The organism is Cupriavidus necator, from assembly GCF_040578825.1.
Taxonomy (GTDB): domain Bacteria; phylum Pseudomonadota; class Gammaproteobacteria; order Burkholderiales; family Burkholderiaceae; genus Cupriavidus; species Cupriavidus necator_E.
In genome coordinates this window covers 18,752-41,454 of record NZ_JBEFLI010000040.1, presented here as the reverse complement: position 1 = coordinate 41,454, position 22,703 = coordinate 18,752, and the positions used below count along the sequence as shown (strand labels likewise).

At 65.3% G+C, this 22,703-nt stretch carries 20 protein-coding genes; 1 reads left to right on the top strand and 19 read right to left on the bottom strand.

Annotated features, from left to right (window positions below; all coding sequences use genetic code 11):
• Positions 1-24 precede the first annotated feature (24 nt).
• The 11 genes from phoR to AB1I47_RS19815 all read right to left on the bottom strand — a co-directional run bounded on the left by phoR (position 25) and on the right by AB1I47_RS19815 (position 12,284).
• Positions 25-1,407: a phosphate regulon sensor histidine kinase PhoR gene (phoR, locus tag AB1I47_RS19865; protein ID WP_354685446.1), complete on the bottom strand. Its 1,383-nt coding sequence runs from the start codon at positions 1,405-1,407 to the stop codon at positions 25-27.
• Positions 1,408-1,548: 141 nt separating this feature from the next.
• Positions 1,549-2,256 (bottom strand): phosphate regulon transcriptional regulator PhoB, encoded by a 708-nt coding sequence (gene phoB, locus AB1I47_RS19860; RefSeq protein WP_354685445.1) that lies wholly within the window; start codon positions 2,254-2,256, stop codon positions 1,549-1,551.
• A 27-nt stretch (positions 2,257-2,283) separates the two neighbouring features.
• Positions 2,284-2,988, bottom strand: a complete 705-nt coding sequence (phoU, locus tag AB1I47_RS19855) for a phosphate signaling complex protein PhoU (protein WP_354685444.1) — start codon at positions 2,986-2,988, stop codon at positions 2,284-2,286.
• 47 nt (positions 2,989-3,035) lie between these two features.
• Positions 3,036-3,824, bottom strand: coding sequence for a phosphate ABC transporter ATP-binding protein PstB (gene pstB, locus AB1I47_RS19850; protein WP_018007822.1), 789 nt, complete (start codon positions 3,822-3,824; stop codon positions 3,036-3,038).
• A gap of 52 nt (positions 3,825-3,876) precedes the next feature.
• Complete coding sequence (gene pstA, locus AB1I47_RS19845; RefSeq protein WP_354685443.1) at positions 3,877-4,785, bottom strand: phosphate ABC transporter permease PstA; 909 nt, start codon at positions 4,783-4,785, stop codon at positions 3,877-3,879.
• Entirely contained in the window at positions 4,782-5,750 is a 969-nt protein-coding gene (gene pstC / locus AB1I47_RS19840) for a phosphate ABC transporter permease PstC (protein ID WP_354685442.1), read from the bottom strand. The genes pstA and pstC overlap by 4 nt, the downstream gene beginning before the upstream one ends.
• A gap of 115 nt (positions 5,751-5,865) precedes the next feature.
• Positions 5,866-6,897: a phosphate ABC transporter substrate-binding protein PstS gene (pstS, locus tag AB1I47_RS19835; RefSeq protein WP_354685441.1), complete on the bottom strand. Its 1,032-nt coding sequence runs from the start codon at positions 6,895-6,897 to the stop codon at positions 5,866-5,868.
• Positions 6,898-7,139: 242 nt separating this feature from the next.
• Entirely contained in the window at positions 7,140-8,483 is a 1,344-nt protein-coding gene (gene glmM / locus AB1I47_RS19830; protein ID WP_354685440.1) for a phosphoglucosamine mutase, read from the bottom strand.
• A gap of 81 nt (positions 8,484-8,564) precedes the next feature.
• Positions 8,565-9,440 carry a dihydropteroate synthase gene (gene folP / locus AB1I47_RS19825; protein ID WP_407935872.1) on the bottom strand — a complete coding sequence of 292 codons (876 nt, stop codon included), beginning with the start codon at positions 9,438-9,440 and terminating at the stop codon, positions 8,565-8,567.
• Positions 9,441-9,583: 143 nt separating this feature from the next.
• A complete protein-coding gene (gene ftsH, locus AB1I47_RS19820) occupies positions 9,584-11,467 on the bottom strand; it encodes an ATP-dependent zinc metalloprotease FtsH (protein WP_354685439.1) in 1,884 nt (627 codons plus the stop codon).
• A 151-nt stretch (positions 11,468-11,618) separates the two neighbouring features.
• Entirely contained in the window at positions 11,619-12,284 is a 666-nt protein-coding gene (locus AB1I47_RS19815) for an RlmE family RNA methyltransferase (protein ID WP_354685438.1), read from the bottom strand.
• 346 nt (positions 12,285-12,630) lie between these two features.
• On the opposite strand from AB1I47_RS19815, the gene AB1I47_RS19810 reads away from it, so the two are divergent.
• Positions 12,631-13,134 carry a YhbY family RNA-binding protein gene (locus AB1I47_RS19810; protein WP_354685437.1) on the top strand — a complete coding sequence of 168 codons (504 nt, stop codon included), beginning with the start codon at positions 12,631-12,633 and terminating at the stop codon, positions 13,132-13,134.
• A 91-nt stretch (positions 13,135-13,225) separates the two neighbouring features.
• Here the strand turns inward: AB1I47_RS19810 and AB1I47_RS19805 are convergent, their stop codons facing one another.
• From AB1I47_RS19805 to AB1I47_RS19770, 8 genes are all read right to left on the bottom strand, one after another.
• Positions 13,226-13,729, bottom strand: a complete 504-nt coding sequence (locus tag AB1I47_RS19805) for a DUF4149 domain-containing protein (RefSeq protein WP_354685436.1) — start codon at positions 13,727-13,729, stop codon at positions 13,226-13,228.
• Positions 13,730-13,783: 54 nt separating this feature from the next.
• Positions 13,784-14,260, bottom strand: coding sequence for a transcription elongation factor GreA (gene greA, locus AB1I47_RS19800; protein WP_354685435.1), 477 nt, complete (start codon positions 14,258-14,260; stop codon positions 13,784-13,786).
• A gap of 264 nt (positions 14,261-14,524) precedes the next feature.
• Complete coding sequence (gene carB / locus AB1I47_RS19795) at positions 14,525-17,773, bottom strand: carbamoyl-phosphate synthase large subunit (RefSeq protein WP_354685434.1); 3,249 nt, start codon at positions 17,771-17,773, stop codon at positions 14,525-14,527.
• Between the two features lie 102 nt (positions 17,774-17,875).
• The gene (gene leuE / locus AB1I47_RS19790; protein WP_354685433.1) at positions 17,876-18,550 is read right to left on the bottom strand and encodes a leucine efflux protein LeuE; all 675 of its coding nucleotides are present in this window, start codon (positions 18,548-18,550) and stop codon (positions 17,876-17,878) included.
• A gap of 43 nt (positions 18,551-18,593) precedes the next feature.
• Positions 18,594-19,739 carry a glutamine-hydrolyzing carbamoyl-phosphate synthase small subunit gene (gene carA, locus AB1I47_RS19785; protein WP_354685432.1) on the bottom strand — a complete coding sequence of 382 codons (1,146 nt, stop codon included), beginning with the start codon at positions 19,737-19,739 and terminating at the stop codon, positions 18,594-18,596.
• Between the two features lie 334 nt (positions 19,740-20,073).
• Positions 20,074-20,484: a RidA family protein gene (locus tag AB1I47_RS19780; protein WP_354685431.1), complete on the bottom strand. Its 411-nt coding sequence runs from the start codon at positions 20,482-20,484 to the stop codon at positions 20,074-20,076.
• A gap of 57 nt (positions 20,485-20,541) precedes the next feature.
• Complete coding sequence (locus AB1I47_RS19775) at positions 20,542-20,967, bottom strand: acyl-CoA thioesterase (protein ID WP_354685430.1); 426 nt, start codon at positions 20,965-20,967, stop codon at positions 20,542-20,544.
• Positions 20,964-22,664 (bottom strand): AMP-binding protein, encoded by a 1,701-nt coding sequence (locus AB1I47_RS19770; RefSeq protein WP_354685429.1) that lies wholly within the window; start codon positions 22,662-22,664, stop codon positions 20,964-20,966. The genes AB1I47_RS19775 and AB1I47_RS19770 overlap by 4 nt, the downstream gene beginning before the upstream one ends.
• Positions 22,665-22,703: the final 39 nt, after the last annotated feature.

Below are 22,703 nucleotides of genomic sequence, written 5' to 3'. Positions count from 1 at the left end.
ATTCAAAAACCTGCGGCCCTGCGCTCAGGCAGCCCGCCGCGAAGAATCCGGCGCCTGCGGCGAAGTCGTGACGCCAGTGGCAGGCGCCGCAGTTGTCGCGCCCTCGGCCGCCATACGCACGCTCCGCTCAACCGGAAACACCACCCGGAACACGCTGCCACGCCCCACTTCGCTGGTCACGCGCAATTCGGCATGGTGGCGCGACAGCACGTGCTTGACGATGGCCAGGCCGAGCCCGGTGCCGCCGGTATCGCGCGAGCGGCTGCGGTCGACGCGGTAGAAGCGCTCGGTCAGCCGCGGGATATGCTCGGGCGCGATGCCCAGCCCGGTATCGGCCACCGCGAACACCGCATGGCCGTCTTCCCAGCCCAGCCGCATGGTGATGCGGCCGCCTTCGGGTGTGTAGCGCACCGCGTTCGAGACCAGGTTGCCCAGCGCCGACAGCAGCTCGGTTTCCGCGCCGCGCAGGCCCACGGTGGGATCGATCTGTGCCGATACCTGGTGCCGGGCCTGCGACAGCGCCTCGGCATCGTGCATCAGGTGCGCCACCATCGCGTGCACCGGCACCAGGTCATTGCCCGGCGCCTGTTCATCGCTTTCCAGCTTGGCCAGCGCCAGCAGGTCCTCGACGATGCTCTGCATGCGCTCCGACTGCACCAGCATCATGTCGATATAGCGACGCCGGTCTTCTTCCGATACCGGCAGGTCGCGCACGGTTTCGAGGAAGCCGGTCAGCACCGTCAGCGGCGTCTTCAACTCATGCGAGACATTGGCGACGAAGTCGCGGCGCATGGCCTCGGTGTTCTCGAGCTTCGTGATGTCCTGCGTGATCACCAGCTTGCGGTTGTCGCCATAGGGCAGGATCTGCACCGCGATCACGCTGTGCTTGTGCTCGCCCATGTCACGCATCACCAGCGGCTCGTCAAAGTGCTGGCGGGTCAGGTAATGGACGAATTCGGGCCGGCGGATCAGGTGGGTGATGCGCTGGCGCACATCGCGGCGCGCGTTCAGGCCGAAGTGCTGCTCGGCGACGTCGTTGCACCATTCGATCTGGTCGGCGTCGTCCAGCATCAGCACGCCGTTGGGCGAGGCCTGGATCGCCTGGATAAAGCGCGTGTGCTGCTGCTCCACCTGCAGCACCTGGGTGCGCCAGCGCTTGACCAGCCGGTGCAGCCGGTAATAGACCTCGCCCCACAGGCCGAGCGCGCTCGGGATTTCGCCGTAGACCGGCGCATCCAGCACCTTCCACAGGCGGTTGATCTGGTACAGGTAGTAGCAAAGCAGCCCGAACAGCGAGACGCAGGCGAGCGCCAGCGCCGGCACCGGGCCAAACGCCAGGTAGATACCGGCGGACAGCACCAGCAGACCGGTCAGGATGGCCGCGGAACGGGCCCAGATGACATTCATGCGCAGGGTTCAGGCTCGCGGCCGCGTGTGTGCAGAGGCCGCTTGGTTGCGACGGGAGTGTGCCACGATTTCGCCGCGCCCTGCCAGCAGCGTGGGGATCGGTGGCCGGATCGGGCAACGCGCCCGCTCCGGCCGGCGGCGTCAGGCGCCGGGCGTACGCGCCAGCCGGTACCCGCTGCCGCGCACGGTTTCGATCATATTGCTGTAGCCCCCGGGGGTCAGCGCGGCGCGCAGGCGCTTGATATGGACGTCGACGGTGCGCTCCTCGACGAAGACATGGTCGCCCCAGACCTGGTCAAGCAGCTGTGACCGGCTGTGCACGCGCTCCGGATGCGTCATCAGGAAGTGCAGCAGGCGGAACTCGGTGGGACCGAGGTCGAGCTTGATCGGGCCGCTCTCGTCCTGGCCGGTGACGCGGTGCGTGGCGGGGTCCAGCCGCAGGCCGTTGATCGCCACCACGTCGTCGGTAAGCTGCGGCGCGCGGCGGCGCAGCACCGCCTTGATCCGCGCCAGCAGTTCCTTGGGCGAGAACGGCTTGGTGACGTAGTCGTCGGCGCCGGCTTCCAGCCCCATCACCTTGTCTTGCTCCTCGCCGCGCGCGGTCAGCATGATGATGGGGATCTGGCGGGTGCGATCGTTCGCCCGCAACTCCTTGGCGAAGATCGCGCCCGACTTGCCGGGAAGCATCCAGTCCAGCAGCACCAGGTCGGGCAGTACGTCGCTCATCAGCGACAGCGCCTGCTCGGCGTTGTAGGCCCGGATCGGATAGTGCCCCGCGTGCTGCAGGTTCACCGCGATCAGCTCGGCAATCGCCGGTTCGTCTTCGACAACGAGAATACTGCTTGGCATGTGTATCGTTCTCCGCAATCAGGCCGCTCAGCTCAGCGCTTCGCGCTCCATGTCCTCGCGCGAGACATGGCGGACGTCAGTCCCCTTGACAATGTAAATGATAAATTCGGCGATGTTCTTGGCGTGATCGCCGATGCGCTCCACCGCCTTGGCGATAAACAGGAAGTCCAGCGCCACCGAGATCGTGCGCGGGTCTTCCATCATGTACGTGATCAGCTTGCGCACGAAGCCGCGGAATTCCTCGTCGATGGCCTTGTCGTCCTTGACGATGCGCGCCGCCGCCACGGTGTCCAGGCGGGCAAAGGCGTCCAGCGCCTGGCGCAGCAGCGCGATCGCCATCTCGCCAGACAGCTTGACTTCGGCGTAGTTGATGCTGTGCGCCGACGCGTCTTCCATGATGTGCTTGGTGCGCTTGGCGATCTTCTCGGCCTCGTCGCCGGCACGCTCCAGGTTGGTGATGGTCTTGGAGATGGCCATCACCAGGCGCAGGTCGCGCGCGGTGGGCTGGCGCCGGGCGATGATGTTGCCGCAGTCGGCATCGATCTCGACTTCCAGCGCATTGAGCTGCAGCTCGCGGGCAATGACCTGGTCGGCGATCTCGCCGTCGAAGTCGGACAGCGCGCGCATGGCGAGCTCGATCTGCGACTCCACCAGCCCGCCCATCTGCAGCAGCTTGGTGTTGATCGCGTTAAGGTCGGCGTCGAACTGGGTCGACAGGTGCTTGTCTGTCATGGAAATCTCCTGGCCGCTTATGGATATGCTAGTCCCTGCTCTGCCTGTCAGCCGAACCGGCCGGTAATGTAGTCTTCCGTTTCCTTGCGGTGCGGCTTGATGAAGATCTTCTCGGTCTCGCCGAACTCGATCAGCTCGCCCAGGTACATGTAGGCGGTGTAGTCCGAACAGCGCGCCGCCTGCTGCATGTTGTGGGTAACGATCACCACGGTGTACTCGTCCTTCAGCTCGGCGATCAGTTCTTCGATGCGGCCGGTGGAAATCGGGTCCAGCGCCGAGCACGGCTCGTCCAACAGCAGCACTTCGGGGCGGATGGCGATGCCGCGCGCGATGCACAGGCGCTGCTGCTGGCCGCCGGACAGGCCGTAGCCGGACTGGTGCAGCTTGTCCTTGGCCTCGTTCCACAGCGCCGCCTTGGTCAGCGCCCATTCCACGCGGTCGTCCATCTCGGAGCGCGACAGCTTCTCGAACAGGCGCACGCCGAAGGCGATGTTGTCATAGATCGACATCGGGAACGGCGTCGGCTTCTGGAACACCATGCCGACCTTGGCGCGCAGCAGCGCGATGTCCTGGCGCGCGGTCAGCAGGTTGTCGCCGTCCATGTTGATCTCGCCCTCGGCCCGCTGCTCGGGGTACAGCGCATACATCTTGTTGAAGGTGCGCAGCAGCGTCGACTTGCCGCAGCCCGACGGCCCGATAAAGGCCGTGACCTTGCGGTCGGGGATCGACATGTTGATGTTCTTCAGCGCATGGAACTGGCCGTAGTAGAAGTTCAGGTTGCGCACGTCGATCTTGGCGCGTACCGAATCGGGAATGTCGATGACGGTGGAGGTCATTGCGTTTCTCGCTTGCAGTCTTTGGGCGGGACGGTTTGCGTGGTCCCGCCGCTTACTTCTTGAACAGGATGCGCGCCAGGATATTCAGGGCCAGCACGCCGATCGTAATCAGGAACACACCCGCCCAGGCCAGTTGCTGCCATTCGGTGAACGGGCTCATGGCGAAGCGGAAGATCGTCACCGGCAGGTTGGCCATCGGCTTGTTCAGGTCGCTGGTCCAGAACTGGTTGGACAGCGCGGTGAACAGCAGCGGCGCGGTTTCGCCGGCGATACGGGCCACAGCCAGCAATACCCCGGTCACAATCCCGGCGTACGATGACTTCACCGTGATCGACATCACCATCTTCCACTTGGGCGTGCCCAGCGCGAAGGCGGCCTCGCGCAGCGCGTTGGGCACCAGGTTCAGCATGTTCTCGGTGGTGCGCACCACAATCGGCACCTGCAGCAGCGCCAGCGCGCAGATCCCGGCCCAGCCCGAGAAGTGGCCCATGCGGGTCACCACCAGCGCGTAGACGAAGAGGCCGATCACGATCGACGGCGCCGACAGCAGGATGTCGTTGATAAAGCGGATAAGGCTGGCCAGCGGCGAACGCTTGCCATACTCGGCCAGGTAGATGCCGGCCAGGATACCCAGCGGCGTGCCGAACAGCGTGGCCATGCCGACCATCACAAAGCTGCCGAAGATGGCATTGGCCAGACCGCCGCCGGCAGTATTGGGCGCCGGCGTCATCTGCGTGAACAGGTCCAGCGACAGGCCGCCCACGCCCAGCGTGACGGTGGTCCAGAGGATCCACGCCAGCCAGAACAGGCCGAAGCCCATCGCCACCAGCGAGGCGGTCAGCGCGTACAGGTTGACGCGGCGGCGGCGCGCCTGCAGCCGGCCGCGGATGGCATCGGCGTCGGGGCGGACCGCCGGGATCGATACGGTAGTAGTAGACACGGCTTGGCTCGCGTGGCTCATTTGGTCCCCTCGTTCTTTGCCAGGCGCAGCAGCAGCAGCTTGGACATCGCCAGCACCACGAAGGTAATGAAGAACAGGATCAGGCCCAGCTCCATCAGCGCGGCGGTGTGCAGGCCGGCGCCGGCTTCGGCGAACTCGTTGGCGAGTGCCGAGGTGATGCTGTTGCCCGGCGAAAACAGCGAGGCGTTGTCGAGCAGGTTGGTGTTGCCGATCACGAAGGTGACGGCCATGGTCTCACCCAGCGCGCGGCCCAGGCCCAGCATCACGCCGCCGATAACGCCGGCGCGGGTATAGGGCAGCACCACGTTCCACATCACTTCCCAGGTGGTGCAGCCCACGCCGTAGGCGGATTCCTTGAGCAGCACCGGGGTGACTTCGAACACGTCGCGCATCACCGAGGCGATGTACGGGATGATCATGATCGCCAGGATCACGCCCGCGCACAGCAGGCCGATGCCCAGCGGCGCGCCCTGGAACAGCTTGCCGACCACCGGCAGCTGGCCCACCGTGGCGGCCAGGGGCTTCTGGAAATACTCGCCGAAGATCGGCGCGAACACGAGCAGCCCCCACATGCCGTAGACGATCGACGGCACCGCGGCCAGCAGCTCGATGGCGGTACCGAGGGGGCGGCGCAGCCAGGCCGGCGACAGCTCGGTCAGGAACAGCGCGATGCCGAAGCTCACCGGCACCGCAATGATCAGCGCGATCAATGAGGTCACGACGGTGCCGTAGATCGGCACCAGCGCGCCATAGACATCGGCGGGAGGATCCCACTCCGCGGTCCACAGGAAGCGCGCGCCAAAGGTCTGGATCGAAGGCCAGGCGCTGATCGCGAGCGAAACGATGATGCCGCCCAGCAGCAGCAGCGTCACGATCGCGGCGCCGCGCGTCAGGCCGCCGAACAGGATATCGCCGGTGCGGCTTGGGGGCTGGACGTTGCGGATCTCGGAGGGGGTAGTCGCCATGTCGGGAATTCAGGGTGGATCGCCGCTCCCGCCTGGGCGGGAGCCCGGTGTCCGGGCGATTTCGGGCGGCCCGGCACCGGCCCCGCGCTCATGCAGGGCCGGCGATACCGTCAGATCAGTACAGCGCCTTGCCCGAGGCGTCCTTGACGGTAGTCTTCCAGGTCGAGCGGATCTGGTTCACCACGTTTTCCGGCAGCGGCACGTAGTCCAGGTCGGCGGCCATGTTGGCACCGCTCTTGTAGGCCCAGTCGAAGAACTTCAGCACTTCCGCGCCCTGCGCCGGCTTTTCCTGGTTCTTGTGGACCAGGATAAAGGTGGCGCCGGCGATCGGCCAGGCTTCCTTGCCCGGCTGGTTGGTCAGGATCTGGTAATAGGTCTTGCTCCAGTCCGCACCGGCGGCGGCGGCCTTGAAGGCATCGTCGCCCGGCTTGACCACGGCACCCGACGCGTTCTTCATGTTCACGTGGGTCATCTTGTTCTGCTTGGCGTAGGCGTACTCGACGTAGCCGATGGCGCCGTTCAGGCGCTGCACGAAGGCGGCCACGCCTTCGTTGCCCTTGCCGCCGGTGCCGCCGCCCGGCCAGTTGACCGTGGTGCCCTCGCCCACCGCGCTCTTCCAGTCCGGGCTGACCTTGGACAGGTAGTTGGTGAAGATGAAGGTGGTGCCCGAACCGTCGGCGCGGCGGACCGGCAGGATGTCCTGGTTCGGCAGCTTGGCTTGCGGGTTCAGCGCCTTGATGGCGGGATCATCCCACTTCTTGATCTTGCCCAGGTAGATATTGGCCAGCACCTCGCCAGTGATGGTCAGCTCGCCCGGCTTCACGCCTTGCAGGTTGATCACCGGCACCACGCCGCCGATCACCGTCGGGAACTGGACCAGGCCCTGCTTGTTCAGGTCCTCGTCCTTCAGCGGCGCGTCCGAAGCACCGAAATCGACCGTCTTGGCGCCAATCTGCTTGATGCCGCCCGACGAGCCGATGGATTGATAGTTGACCTTGTTGCCCGTTGCTTTTTGGTATGCGTCGGCCCACTTGGAATACACGGGCGCCGGGAAGGAAGCGCCTGCACCGGTAATTTCCGCCGCGAACGCAGTACCCGCTACGACCATCGAAACGATGCCTGCCACGGCAGTCTTGACCAGCTTCATATGTCCTCCGGAGAACATTGGTTGGGAATGACAAATTTTTGACAAGACGAACTCTATGCTCCCTGTATGACAATTCCGTGACATCTTTAAATCTTCTTGAAGCCCGCTGCCAGTCTGGGTTTGGGGCTGCCATCGAGTCGTCATGGCGGCGGAATATGGCGGCGGTTAATTGCGTTATCGAGTGGAAGCCGTCATAAAAAACGCCGGGACGGGCCCGGCGTTCTGGTAAGGGGTGCGGCGTATCAGGCGCCCAGCGCATCCGCCAGCGTTTTGGCGGCGCGTTCCGCCATCTCGGCCTGTTCGGCCTCGACCATCACGCGTACCACCGGCTCGGTGCCCGAGGCGCGGATCAGCACCCGGCCACGGCCTTCCAGCTCCGGCTCCACCGCCGCACGCGCGGCCTGCAGGCCGGCGTGCGACTGCCAGTCAAAGCCCTTCTGCACGCGCACGTTGATCAGCGTCTGCGGGAACAGAGTCACGCCCTCCAGCAGTTGCGCCAGCGTCTTGCCGCTGCGGCGCAGCGCGGCCAGCACCTGCAGCGCCGAGACGATGCCATCGCCGGTGCTGTGGCGGTCCAGGCACAGCAGATGGCCGGAGCCCTCGCCGCCCAGCGTCCACTTGCGCTTGTTCAACTCTTCCAGCACATAGCGGTCGCCCACCTTGGCGCGCACGAACTCCACCCCCTGACGCTTGAGTGCCAGCTCGACCGCCATATTGGTCATCAGCGTGCCCACGGCGCCCGGCACGGCATGGCCGGCGGCCTGCCGGTCACGCACGATCAGATACAGCAGTTCATCGCCGTTGTAGAGCCGGCCGTTGGCGTCCACCACCTGCAGCCGGTCGGCGTCACCGTCGAAGGCCAGGCCCAGGTCGGCGCCGTTGGCCTTGACCGCTTCGATCAGCTTGCCCGGCGCGGTGGCGCCGTAGCCGTCGTTGATATTGCGGCCGTCCGGCTGGGTGCCGATGGAAACCACGTCGGCGCCCAGCTCATGGAACACGTGCGGGGCAATGTGGTACGCCGCGCCATGCGCGCAGTCGACCACCAGCTTCAGGCCGTGCAGGTCCTGTTCGTGCGGGAAGGTGCTCTTGCAGAATTCGATATAGCGGCCGGCGGCATCGTTGATGCGGCGTGCGCGGCCCAGCTCCTCGGACGGTGCGCATACCATCGGCTCCTCGAGCGCGGCTTCGATCTCGGCCTCGACCTCATCGGGCAGCTTGTCGCCATCGGCGGAGAAGAACTTGATGCCGTTGTCGTAGTACGGGTTGTGGCTGGCGGAGATCACCACCCCGGCCGACAGCCGCAGCGCCCGCGTCAGGTAGGCGATGCCAGGCGTCGGCAACGGACCGGTCAGCAGCACATGCACGCCCGCCGAAGTAAAACCGGCTTCGAGCGCGGCTTCCAGCATATAGCCGGAGATGCGGGTGTCCTTGCCGATCAGCACGGTCGGGCGACCCTGGCCGGTCCTGGCGCCATGGGCCAGCACCTTGCCGGCGGCATGGCCCAGGCGCATCACGAAGTCCGGAGTGATCGGCGCCTCGCCGACCCTGCCCCGCACGCCATCGGTCCCGAAATACTTGCGTGTCATTCGCTGATTCCCTTTCTGTTCTGTTTTCGTTGCTTTGTCCGGCGCCCGGTCCGGCGCCATACCTGGGTTGCCGCGTCCGGCTCAGGCTGCGCCGACGGACTCGTTGCGCACCGCCCACCAGGTCTTCACGGCATCCACGGTCTGCTCCACATCATGCACGCGTACGATAAATGCTCCGCGCTCTACCGCACACACCGCGGCGGCAATACTGGCCGCGACGCGCTGCTGCGGCGGGCGTCCGCCCAGGATTGCGCCCAGCGTGGACTTGCGCGAGATGCCGGCCAGCACCGGCAGGCCCTCCACCGCCAGCCGCGGCAGCTGGCCGAGCAGGCGCAGATTATGATCGGGCGTCTTGCCAAAGCCAAACCCCGGATCGAGGGATAAACGGGTGCAATCGATGCCAGCGGCGCGCAGCACGGCGATGCGCTCCGCCAGGAAGTCCACCACCTCGGCCACCACGTCGTCGTAGTGCGGGTCTTCCTGCATGGTCTGCGGATCGCGCTGCATATGCATCACGCACAGGCCCGCCTGGCCGGCTTCCGGCGCTGCCAGCGCTTGGACCGCGCCCGGCATGCGGAAACCCCAGATATCGTTGATGAGATCCGCTCCGGCCGCAAGCGCGGCGCGCATCACCTCGGGCTTGTAGGTATCGATCGACAGCGGCTTGCCACAGTCGCGCAGCGCTTCGACCACCGGGATCACGCGCGCCAGCTCGTCATCCAGCGGCAAGGCGGCGGAACCGGGACGGCTCGATTCTCCGCCGATATCGATGATGTCCACGCCCTCGGCGATCATCTGTTCGGCATGACGCAGCGCTGTATCGCGGGTGGCGTGCTGACCGCCGTCGGAGAACGAATCGGGCGTGACGTTGAGAATGCCCATTACCAGCGGGCGCTGGTCCAGCGCGAAGCGGTAACGGCCGCACTGGAAGTACCGGGTCTGAGAAGTCTGCGGCAAGGTCGGAATACTGAGGATAAGTCTGAGCGCGAAGGTGTCGCGCAAAAGGAAAAGCCGGTGCACCAGGCACCGGCTTCAGCTACAGCCCACAGCCATCACTACAGGCGCCGCTACGGTGTCGTCAGCCTGACGACGCCGCGGGATCAGGCCGTGGCAGGCGCGTTGGTCGGCGCCACCGGCGAGCCGCCCGGAGGCGTGCTGCCGCCACCGTTCGGCCCCGACACGCCGCGCGGCGGGCGCGGCGGCTTGCCGGCCATGATGTCGTTGACCTGGTCGGCATCAATGGTTTCCCATTCCATCAGCGCGTTGGTCATGGCCTCGACCTTGTCGCGGTTCTCTTCGAGCAGGCGCTTGGCCAGCGCGTATTGCTCGTCGATGATGCGGCGGATCTCGGCGTCGACCTTCTGCTGCGTGGCTTCCGACACGGTCTTGGACGACAGCTTGCCGAACATGCCATCCTGCTCGGTATCCACGTAGACCATGGCGCCGAGCGAATTGCTCATGCCGAAGCGGGTCACCATATCGCGCGCGATCTTGGTGGCGCGCTCGAAGTCGTTGGACGCGCCGGTGCTCATGGCGTTGAGGAAGACCTCTTCCGCCGCGCGGCCGCCGAACAGGATCGCGATCTCGTCCAGCATGTTGTCCTTGTACTTCGAATACTTGTCATGCTCCGGCAGTTGCCAGGTCACGCCCAGCGCCCAGCCACGCGGCATGATGGTGACCTTGTGCACCGGGTCGGCCTTGGGCAGCAGCTTGGCCACCACCGCATGGCCGGACTCGTGATAAGCCGTGGCCTTGCGCTCTTCTTCGCGCATGACCGTCGACTTGCGCTCCGGACCCATGTAGATCTTGTCCTTGGCATCCTCGAAGTCCTGCATGTCGACCACGCGCTTGCTGCGGCGGGCGGCGAACAGCGCGGCCTCGTTGACCAGGTTGGCCAGGTCGGCGCCCGAGAAGCCCGGGGTACCGCGCGCGATCACCGAAGCATCGACGTCGTTGCCGATCGGCACCTTGCGCATATGGACCTTCAGGATCTGCTCACGGCCGCGGATATCCGGCAGGCCCACATAGACCTGACGGTCGAAGCGGCCCGGACGCAGCAGCGCCTTGTCCAGCACGTCGGCACGGTTGGTCGCGGCGATCACGATCACGCCCGAGTTGGCCTCGAAGCCGTCCATTTCGACCAGCATCTGGTTCAGGGTCTGCTCGCGCTCGTCGTTGCCGCCGCCCATGCCGGCGCCACGATGGCGGCCGACCGCGTCGATTTCATCGATGAACACGATGCAGGGCGCCTGCTTCTTGGCGTTCTCGAACATGTCGCGCACGCGGGCCGCGCCCACGCCGACGAACATTTCGACGAAGTCAGAACCCGAGATGCTGAAGAACGGCACCTTGGCTTCGCCGGCGATGGCGCGCGCCAGCAGCGTCTTGCCGGTACCCGGAGGGCCAACCAGCAGCACGCCGCGCGGGATGCGTCCGCCCAGCTTCTGGAACTTCTGCGGGTCCTTCAGGAAGTCGACCAGTTCGACCACTTCTTCCTTGGACTCGTCGCAGCCGGCCACGTCCTGGAACGTGACGGCGTTCTGGTTCTCATCGATCAGGCGCGCACGCGACTTGCCGAATGAGAAAGCGCCGCCTTTGCCGCCCCCCTGCATCTGGCGCATCATGTAGAACCAGAACACGATGATCAGCAGGGTCGGCCCGAGGTAATACAGGGCTTGGACCAGCACGTTGGGTTCGTCATCCGCCTTGCCGGTCACCTGGACGCCGTACTTCATCAGGTCGCCGACCATCCAGATGTCGCCTGGCGAGATGATGGTGTACTTGGCGCCTTCTTTAGGCGAGACCACCAGGTTGCGGCCCTGCACGTCGACACGCGACACCTTGCCGTTCTTGGCGTCATCCATGAACTGCGAATAGGTGACGCTGTCCTGCGCACGGGGCTTGTCGAACTGCTTGAAGACGGTAAACAACACCAGCGCGATCACGAGCCAGATTGCCGCCTTTTGAAACAGGTTGTTATTCAAGGCCGAACTCCTTTGCAAATGCCTTGCCAACGGATAGCTGCATTGTAATGCAGCGCCCGCCCTCGGGGGGAAACAGCGAAACTATGACGCCGATAGCAGCGGGTGGGGCACTTTCCCCTTCTTATTTCGCCCAGGCTTGTATCGAGATCGGTCAATCCACCGCTTTCAGGTAGCGCCCAAGGATAAAGGTTTCGGAAGACTTGTCGCGCGACGCCTTGGGCTTGCGTTTCGCGACCACTTTGAACTGCCGTTTGAACTTCTCCACGATCTGGCTGTAGCCGCTCCCGTGGAAACACTTTACCAGCAATGCCCCTTCCGGCTTAAGGTGAGCCTGCGCAAATTCAAGCGCCAGGTCGCACAGGTACTCGATCCGGGCCGAATCGGCCGAGGATACACCCGACAAGTTGGGGGCCATGTCGGACAATACAAGGTCGATTTTGTCGCCGCCAGAGGCCTCCAGCACCACACTTTCAAGCTGGCGGAACACTTCTTCCTCGCGGAAATCGCCCTGGATGAAAGTGACGTCAGCGACAGCCTCCATCGGCAGAATGTCAATGGCGACCACGGCGCCGTCGATCTTGCCATCTTTTGCCCGCGGCGACGCCGCCAGCTTGTTGCGCGCGTACTGGCTCCAGCTGCCTGGCGCGGCACCCAGGTCGACAATGACCTGGCCGGGCCGGATCAGCTTGTCCTGCTCGTCGATCTCCTTGAGCTTGTACGCCGCGCGCGCCCGATAGCCCTCGCGTTGCGCCATCTTCACGTACGGATCGTTGATGTGGTCGTGCAGCCACGAATGGTTGAACTTGTTTTTTGCCATGCCTGATACAGCCCCGTTTGCAGCCTTGTTTGCAGCCCGTTTGCAGCCTTGTTACCAGCCGGTTCCCCGCCCCCCGTTGCCGGCACACGCCGTTTGACGAGGGTTTTTCTACTGTTTTGATGATTTTGCCGCCCGTCAGTGCCGGATTGACGGATAATACGCGCCAATCCGCATCCCGACCCGCCAGCGCGCCTTATCAGCCGCTGGCCAGCTGCCCCTGGCGGCCGTCGGCAGCCTGTCCTTGCCCGACCCGCCGTGTCACGACCGGTGCGGGCTGCAGCGCCCGATTTCCAGCGCCTCAGCGCTCTATCCCTATTTACAGCGCCCAATCATCCAGCGCCAACCTATGCCTGCTCTACAACTCGTTCCTGCCCAGCGCTCCGACCTGCGCTCCCGTGCCCATGCCCTGAACCCGGTCGTGATGATCGGCGCCGAAGGCCTGACCCGCAACGTGCTCGCCGAGATCGACCGCAGCCTGGCTGCCCATGACCTGATCAAGATCCGCGTATTCGGTGACGACCGCGAGGCCCGCGTCGCCATCTACGAAGAAATCTGCGACGCACTGAGCGCCGCGCCGATCCAGCATATCGGCAAGCTGTTGGTGATCTGGCGCCCGGGCGAGGCGCGCCTGAAGGAAAACCAGCCGGAAGACCTGGGCCGCCACACGCCGGTTCGCCGTGGTGGCGCCGCGCCGCGCACGGTCACGGTCAAGAAGCCCAGCGCCGCGCCGAACCGCCGCCCGACCCGCAAGGAAGTCACGGTGCTCGGCAACGAGCGTGTCACCGCCGGCGGCAACGTGAAGCGTTCGCGCGCCCGCCCGACCAGCCAGAAGAAGAAGGCGCTGGGGTAAGACCCCGCCGCACGACGGGACCGCCGCCCGGCGGTCCTTAGCATTTTGAAGCCGGCACGCCACCAACGTGGTCGTGCCGGCAACGCCGGACTCACTCCCCGGCCGATCGCGGCGCCGAAGCGCGCCACACCAGCACCAGCGCCAGCAGGCTCTGCACAAGGTATAAGGCGCTCGACACGCCGTGCAGCATGCCGAACTGCGCCTTGTACGGCGACTCGGACACGCCGAGGCCCAGCGCCAGGGCCTTTTCCTTCAGGCTGCCCATGAACGGCTGGGTGCCGAAGTAACCTACCAGCACGCAGCAGAGCATGCCCAGCACCAGCCAGCGCAGCGCGCGGTAGCGGTTGGCGCCGCGCCGGATCATCACGTTGCACAGCACCAGCTGCAGCACGCCGATGGTGACGCCGACGATGGCCTCGGTATGGAACAGGTGACCGGCGATCATGCCCGCCATCTCGCGGCTGGGCAGCAGGGAAAACAGTGTCGGCGCCACCATGTAGCCAACCGTCCAGAGGCTGCCCGCCCATACCACCGTCAGCAGCAGGAAGATGCGGTGCGGCAGCGGCGGCAGGCTGTTATAGGAAGAAGAGAACACGAGCCGGTCTTTCCGGCGGCCGGGCAAGCATGAAGCAAGCCGGCCGGACCGGCGTCAGATGTAGCGGACAGTAATGACTTCGTACTCGCGCTCGCCGCCAGGGGCCAGCACGGTCGCGACGTCGCCTTCGAACTTGCCGATCAGCGCGCGCGCAATCGGCGAGCTGACCGAAATCTTGCCGGTTTCGAGGTCGGCCTCGTCATCGCCCACGATCTGGTAGCTGACGGGCTTGCCCGACTCCAGGTCTTCCAGGTCAACGGTGGCGCCAAAGACGATGCGGCCGTCGGTGTCGAGCTGGGTCGGGTCAATGATCTGCGCAGCGGACAGCTTCGACTCCACTTCCAGAATGCGACCCTCGATAAAGGCCTGCTTCTCCTTGGCGGCGTCGTACTCGGCATTTTCCGAGAGATCGCCCTGGGCGCGGGCTTCCGAAATGGCATTGATCACCGCCGGACGCTCGACAGCCTTGAGGCGCTGGAGCTCTTCCTTCAGGAGCTCGGCGCCACGCTTGGTAATCGGAATGGTGCTCATGTCTTCGTTCAACAAAAAAATGAGCCGCAGCGGAGCTGGAGCCATCCCCGGGCAAATGCTGCCAGGGCACTTCCGCTCAACCGCGGCTTTCAGACAGGATCGAACGCGGGCACGCCGTTCGATCGACGAATTTGACGTAGTTTAGGCCAGGAAGCCCGCCGGCATCAACTCCGGCGGGCTTCCCGGCCTGGATCTGGCACCAGCGCGGGCACCAGCGCCCGGCCAGGTGGCGAGGTGCCACCTGCCTGACTTGCGGGCCGTGGCTTACGCCAGCGAGGCGTGCAGGCCCTGCAGGTCATAGACCTCCAGGCTCTGCATATGCTTCAGGCCCTCCACCGCGGCGCGGGCGCCGGCGATGGTGGTGTAGTAAGGCACGCGGTTGGCCAGCGCCGAAGTGCGGATCGAACGCGAATCGGCAATGGCGCCGCGGGTTTCGTCCACCGTGGTGAACACCAGCGCCAGCTCACCGTTCTTGATCATGTCCACGATATGCGGACGGCCGTCCTTGACCTTGTTGACCACCTTGACCGGGATGCCGGCGGCTTCGATGGCCGACGCGGTGCCGCGCGTGGCGATGATCGGGTAGCCCATGTCGTGCAGCATGCGGGCCACGCTGACGGCGCGCGGCTTGTCGCTGTCCTTCACGGTGATCAGCACGTTGCCCTTCTCCGGCAGGCGCGAACCCGCGGCCAGCTGGCTCTTGAACAGCGCCTCGCCGAAGGTCTTGCCCACGCCCATCACTTCGCCGGTCGAACGCATTTCAGGTCCGAGCACCGGGTCGACGCCAGGGAACTTGTTGAACGGGAACACCGCTTCCTTGACGCTGTAGTACGGCGGGATGACCTCTTCACCGATGCCCTGCTCGTCCAGCGACTGGCCGGCCATGCAGCGCGCGGCGATCTTGGCGAGCTGCATGCCGGTGGCCTTGGACACGTAAGGCACGGTACGCGAAGCGCGCGGGTTCACTTCCAGCACGTAGACGGTATCGACGCCGTTGTTCTGCTGGATCGCGAACTGCACGTTCATCAGGCCGACCACGTTCAGCGCCTTGGCCATCGCGGCGGTCTGGCGCTTCAGTTCAGCGACGGTCTCGGCCGACAGCGAGTACGGCGGCAGCGAGCACGCAGAGTCGCCCGAGTGCACGCCGGCCTGCTCGATGTGCTCCATCACGCCGCCGATAAACACGCGCTTGCCGTCGCACAGCGCGTCGACGTCGCACTCGATGGCGTCGTTCAGGAAGCGGTCCAGCAGTACCGGCGAATCGTTCGACACCTTGACGGCCTCGCGCATATAGCGCTCGAGGTCGCGCGGCTCGTGCACGATTTCCATTGCGCGGCCGCCCAGCACGTACGACGGGCGCACCACCAGCGGGTAGCCGATTTCTTCGGCCAGGCGCAGCGCTTCGTCCTCGGCACGCGCGGTGCGGTTGGGCGGCTGGCGCAGGCCCAGGTCCTGCAACAGCTTCTGGAAGCGTTCGCGGTCTTCGGCCGCGTCGATCATGTCGGGGCTGGTGCCGATGATGGGCACGCCGTTGGCTTCCAGGTCCAGCGCCAGCTTCAGCGGGGTCTGGCCACCGTACTGCACGATCACGCCGACCGGCTTCTCGATCGCGACGATCTCCAGCACGTCTTCCAGCGTCAGCGGCTCGAAGTACAGGCGGTCGGAGGTGTCATAGTCGGTCGACACGGTTTCCGGGTTGCAGTTGACCATGATGGTCTCGTACCCGTCTTCGCGCAGCGCCAGCGCGGCGTGCACGCAGCAGTAGTCGAACTCGATGCCCTGGCCGATCCGGTTCGGGCCGCCGCCCAGCACCATGATCTTCTTCTTGTCGGTCGGCTGCGCCTCGCACTCGCCATGCTCGGCCTCGTAGGTCGAGTACATGTAGGCGGTGTTGGTGGCGAACTCGGCCGCGCAGGTGTCCACGCGCTTGTACACCGGACGCACGTTCTGGGCGATGCGCGCCTCGCGCACCGCCTTGGCGTCGGTCTTCAGCAGTTTTGCCAGACGGCGGTCCGAGAAACCCTTCTGCTTCAGGAAACGCAGCTCGGCGGTCGACAGGGTGTCCAGCGTGCGCGCCTTGACCAGGCCTTCGGTCTTGACGATGTCCTCGATCTGGGCCAGGAACCACGGGTCGATATCGGTCTCGCGGTACACCTCTTCCAGCGACATGCCGATGCGGAAAGCATCGCCCACGTACCAGATGCGGTCCGGACCCGGCTCGCCGATTTCCTCGACGATTTCGTCGCGGTCGGCGGACTTCTCGTCCAGCCCGTCCACGCCCACTTCCAGGCCGCGCAGCGCCTTCTGGAACGATTCCTGGAAGGTGCGGCCCATCGCCATCACTTCACCGACCGACTTCATCTGCGTGGTCAGGTGGCTGTCGGCCTGCGGGAATTTCTCGAAGGCAAAACGCGGCACCTTGGTGACCACGTAGTCGATCGACGGCTCGAACGAAGCCGGGGTCGCGCCGCCGGTGATCTCGTTCTTCAGCTCGTCCAGCGTGTAGCCCACGGCCAGCTTGGCCGCGACCTTGGCGATCGGGAAGCCGGTGGCCTTGGAGGCCAGCGCCGACGAACGCGACACGCGCGGGTTCATCTCGATGACGATCATGCGACCGTCCTTCGGGTTGATCGAGAACTGCACGTTGGAGCCGCCGGTGTCGACACCGATCTCGCGCAGCACGGCGAGAGACGCGTTGCGCAGGATCTGGTATTCCTTGTCGGTCAGCGTCTGTGCCGGGGCCACGGTGATCGAGTCACCGGTGTGGATGCCCATCGGGTCCAGATTCTCGATCGAGCAGATGATGATGCAGTTGTCCTTCTTGTCGCGGACCACTTCCATCTCATACTCTTTCCAGCCCAGCAGCGATTCCTCGATCAGCAGCTCGCGCGTCGGCGACAGGTCCAGGCCGCGCTTGCAGATCTCTTCGAACTCTTCGCGGTTGTAGGCGATGCCGCCGCCGCTGCCGCCCAGCGTGAACGACGGGCGGATCACGATCGGGTAGCCGCCGGTGCCGGTTTCCTGGGCAATGCGCGACTGCACGGCCATGGCTTCGTCCATCGAGTGGGCGATGCCAGACTTGGCCGAACCCAGACCGATCTTGGTCATGGCGTCCTTGAACTTCTGGCGGTCCTCGGCCTTGTCGATGGCCTCGGGCGAGGCGCCGATCAGCTCGACCTTGTACTTGTCCAGCACGCCGTGACGGTGCAGGTCCAGCGCGCAGTTCAGCGCGGTCTGGCCACCCATGGTCGGCAGGATCGCATCCGGGCGCTCCTTCTCGATGATGCGCTCGACCACTTCCCAGGTGATCGGCTCGATGTAGGTCACATCGGCCGTGTTGGGATCGGTCATGATGGTTGCCGGGTTCGAGTTGACCAGGATGACCTTGAAGCCTTCCTCGCGCAGCGCCTTGCAGGCCTGGGCGCCGGAGTAGTCGAACTCGCACGCCTGGCCGATGATGATGGGGCCCGCGCCGATGATCAGGATGCTCTTGATGTCTGTGCGTTTTGGCATTGCACGCTCTCTTTATGGGCCGGCCCGCTTGCATGCGGGCCGCACCGGTAATCAGGGAATCCGTCCGGATTCGAAATTGTCAGTTTGTCCGACGCCTTGTGCTCAGTTCATGGTGGCAGTCGCCAGCTTGGCGCCAAAGCCGATGAACATCGCGCCCACCCCGCTCGCCATGCCGGCCGACAGGCGGCGCCGGCGCCGGAACGCCTCGGCCAGCTTCGCGCCCACGAAGATGATCGTGGTCAGGTAGGCAAAGCTGCAGATCTGGCAGACCAGACCCAGCACGCCGAACGACAGCACCGGGTACGCGAAGGCCGGGTCGACAAACTGGATGAAGAACGAGATGAAGAACAGGATCGCCTTCGGGTTCAGCAGGCTGATCAGCAACGCCTTGCGGAACGGGTCGGACTGGTCTGCCGGGGCCGCTGGCGCCGCGGCTGCGGCCGTATCGCCGCGCGCCGCCCAGTTGCGCAGCGCGCCGCGCAGCATGTTGAAGCCAATCCAGGCCAGGTAGGCCGCGCCGATGTACTTCACCACATAGAACAGCGCCGGGCTGGCCTTGAGCAGCGAGGCCACGCCCGCCGCCGACAGCACCATCAGCACGAAGTCGCCCAGGAACACCCCGCATGCGCCCTTGTAGCCGGCGCGCACGCCGCGCTGCGCCGCCACCGACAGCACGTACATCGAGTTCGGACCCGGCAGCAGCACGATGAAGATCGTGCCCAGCACATAGGTCCAGAAGTCGGTGATGCCGAAAGCGGTATGCATGAAGGCGTTCATGGGGTGTCCGTGAGGGCTGCGCTGCTCTTCTTGTGTTGGCTTACTAGCGCGATGCCTTGCGCGCGTCCGTCATCTGCTGGATGAAGCGGTCGAACAGGTAAGCCACGTCGTTCGGGCCGGGCGATGCTTCCGGGTGACCCTGGAAGCAGAAGGCCGGCTTGTCGGTCAGCGCGAAGCCCTGCAGCGAACCGTCGAACAGCGACTTGTGCGTCACGCGCACGTTCGACGGCAGCGTGTCGGCATCGACAGCAAAACCGTGGTTCTGCGACGTGATCACCACGCGGCCATCGTCCAGGTCCTTGACCGGGTGGTTGGCGCCGTGGTGGCCGAACTTCATCTTCAGCGTCTTGGCGCCAACTGCCAGCGCCATGATCTGGTGACCCAGGCAGATGCCGAAGGTCGGGATGCCGCGCTCGATGAACTCGCGCGTGGCGGCGATGGCGTAGTCGCACGGCTCGGGGTCGCCAGGGCCGTTGGACAGGAACACGCCATCCGGATTCAGCGCCAGCGCGTCGGCGGCGCTCGCCTGCGCGGGCAGCACCGTCACCTTGCAGCCGCGTTCTGCCAGCATGCGCAGGATGTTGTATTTGACGCCGTAGTCATAGGCGACCACGTGGAACTGCGGCTGGTCCTGCTTGCCGTAGCCCTCGCCCAGCTTCCATTCGGACTGGGTCCACTCGTACGGTTCCTTGACCGAAACCACCTTGGCCAGGTCCATGCCGGCCAGGCCGGGGAACGAGCGGGCCAGGTCGATGGCCTTCTGGACATTGTCTTCGCCGGCCAGGATGCAGCCGTTCTGGGCACCCTTCTCGCGCAGGATACGCGTGAGCTTGCGGGTATCGATGCCGGCGATCGCCACCACCTTTTCCTGCTTCAGGTAGTGCGCGAGGGTGTGCTCCTTGCGGAAGTTGGAGGCCAGGATCGGCAGATCCTTGATGATCAGGCCGGCGGCATGGACTTTCGTGGCTTCGACATCCTCAGGATTGACCCCGTAGTTACCGATATGCGGATACGTCAGCGTGACGATCTGCCGCGAGTAACTCGGGTCGGTGAGGATTTCCTGGTAACCGGTGATGGCGGTGTTGAACACCACTTCACCGATGGTATGGCCGGAAGCGCCAATGGAATAGCCACGAAAGACCGTGCCGTCTGCTAGCGCGAGAATGGCGGACGGGAAAGACGGTAACACGGGTAGGCTCCTGCTGGACTCACCCCGTGACCGACCAATCGACGCCTCGTGCCCCCCAGGCTGGATCCGGCGCGGTGGCAGCGGCAGTGTCGCCGTTGCGGTCGGGCTCGGTCGCTGCATGCTCTTTGCATCACACCAACGGATGCTGGCAAAGGCTGCGCGGATGGGGGCGGCGGAAGGTGGAAAGCGGTTGGCGCTAGGGTGAAGGGTTCTGAAAGCGAAACTTTCAAATTATATCCTGCGCCACCCAATTTCTCAAGTTTTCAAGGACTTGCATGAGCCGGGGGCAGGCTTGCCACCCGGCTTGCGATGCGACTCGACGGTAGCTCTGCGGTCAGGCCGGGGGCGGTACCACGGCAGTCACCTCGATTTCCACCTTGGCACGCGGCTCGACGAGGTTGGACACTTCGACCGCGGTCATCGCCGGGAAGTGCCGGCCGATGATAGCGCGGTAATGCTCGCCGATGGCGCCATAGGCGCCGACGTATTCGGCCTTGTCCTTCACATACCAGGTCATGCGCACGATATGTTCCGGGCGCGCCTCGCCCGCGGCCAGCACCGCGACCACATTGCGCAGCGCCTGCGCCACCTGCAGGCCGAAATCGTCGGTCTCGAACTCGCACTTGCCGTTCCAGCCGATCTGGCCGCTGACAAAGATCAGGCGGCTGCCGACCTGCATCTCGGTCAGCACGCCGTTGGCGTAGCCACGCGGGGGCGCCCAGTCGGGCGGCTGCAGGATCTTCATGGTGCTTTCCTGTTGGTATCTGTGGGAATGAATGGAATATGGGGGTCTGGCGCGGCTTCAGGCGCTGGCGACCAGGTAGGCCGACATGGCCTCGCGCACTGCCTCGGGCAGCGGCTGTGGCGCAATCGATCCGGTGTCGACACAGACCAGCCGCTGCGTCACTTCCATCCGGGTATCGTCATGCGGGCCGGCGAAGCGGATGGCGAGGGTAAAACTGGACTGGCCGAGCTGCAGCACGCGCAGCTCGCGCGTCAGCACCTCGCCCAGCCGGCTCGGCGCCAGGAAGCGGCACTCCAGCTCGGCGGTCGGCACACCGGCGCGGCCCTCGCCATGCATGGCGTCGAAGGGCCAGCCCAGCGCCTCGCCGAACCAGTCCTCGATCAGGTCGTTGAGCATCTCGAAATAGCGCGGGTAGAACACGATCCCGGCCGCGTCGCAGTGCTTGAAGCGCACCTGCACGGTGTTGCGGAAGACTTCACTCATGGCTGCCCCGCGCTGTTGTTGTGAGCGGCATTGCCACCCGGGCTGGCGTCATTCGCCTGCTGCGCCATCTGCCGCAGCCGGAAGCGCTGCAGCTTGCCGGTCTCGGTGCGCGGCAGCGCCGGCACGAACTCGATGCGGCGCGGGTACTTGTAGGGTGCGATCTGGCGCTTCACGTATTCCTGCAGCGCGGTGCGGGTGGCGTCGTCCGCGGCCACGCCCTCGCGCAGCACCACGTAGGCCATCACCACCTGGCCGCGCCCATCGTCGGGCGCGCCGACCACGCCGCATTCGGCCACCGCCTCGTGCTGCATCAGCGCACTCTCCACTTCCGGCCCGGCGATGTTGTAGCCGGCCGAGATGATCATGTCGTCGGAGCGCGCCTGGTAGAAGTAATAGCCGTCCTCGTCGACGACAAAGGTATCGCCCGGCAGGTTCCAGCCGGCCTTGACGTAGTTGGCCTGGCGCGGGTCGTCGAGATAGCGGCAACCGGTCGGGCCCTGCACCGCCAGCTTGCCGACCTGCCCCGGCGGCAGCGGCTGCATGTTGTCGTCGACGATCTGCGCGACATAGCCGGGCACCACGCGCCCGATCGCGCCGGGCTTCACCTCGGCGCCGGCGCTGGAGATAAAGATATGCATCATCTCGGTGCCGCCGATGCCGTCGGTCATCTCGATGCCGGTGGCCGCCTTCCAGCTTTGCCGCGTGGCGTCGGGCAGCGCCTCGCCGGCCGACACGCTCTTCTTCAGGCTGGACAGGTCATAGCGTGGCGCCAGCGTTGCCATCTGCCGGTAGAACGTCGGCGCGGTGAAGACGATGGTGGCGCGGAAGTCCTGGATCAGTTCGAGCAGCGTCTCGGGCGTCAGCTTCTCCGCCAGCACGGTGCTGGCGCCGATGCGCAGCGGGAAACACAGCATGCCGCCCAGCCCGAAGGTAAAGGCGATTGGCGGCGTGCCGCAGAAGATATCGTCCGGCTGCGGGCGCAGCACATGGCGCGGAAACAGGTCGCACATCGCCAGCACGTCGCGGTGGAAGTGCATGGTGCCCTTGGGCTGGCCGGTAGTGCCGCTGGTGAAGGCGATCAGGCAGATATCGTCGCGGGCGGTGTCGCAGGCGTCGACGGTATCGGGCTTGCCCGCCATCGCGGCTTCGAGCGAGTCCTCGCCTGCGCCGTTGAAGTACAGCGCGTGCGCCAGGCTCGGGCAGTGGTATTCGCCGCCCGCCTGCTGGTTGGCGTCGAGCTCATCCCGCAGCCGCGCATCGCACAGCGCGGCGCTCACCTGCGCCTTGTCGATGATCTGCTTCAGTTCCTTGGCACGCAGCAGCGGCATGGTCGGCACCGCGATCAGGCCGGCCTTGATGGTGGCAAGCCAGCTCGCGGCCATCATCAGGTTGTTGGGGCCGCGCAGCAGCACGCGGTTGCCGGGCACCAGCCCCATGTCCTCGGCCAGCACATGGGTGATGCGGTTGACCAGCGCCGCCAGCTGCGCATACGTGACCGTCTCGATCTGTCCGTCGCGGCGATGGCGGATGGCGATGCGCTCGCCGCGGCCTTCGCGCACGTGCCGGTCGACCAGTTCCACTGCGGCATTCACCCGCTCCGGGTAGTCGGTATCGGCATTGAAGCGGAACACCGGCCACATATCTGGCGGCGGCAGGCGATCGCGCGCGAAGGTATCGAGGTGGGCTGTGGTCGCCATGGCTTGTCTCCTGTCTGCTCTGTATCGGTACGGCAGTTC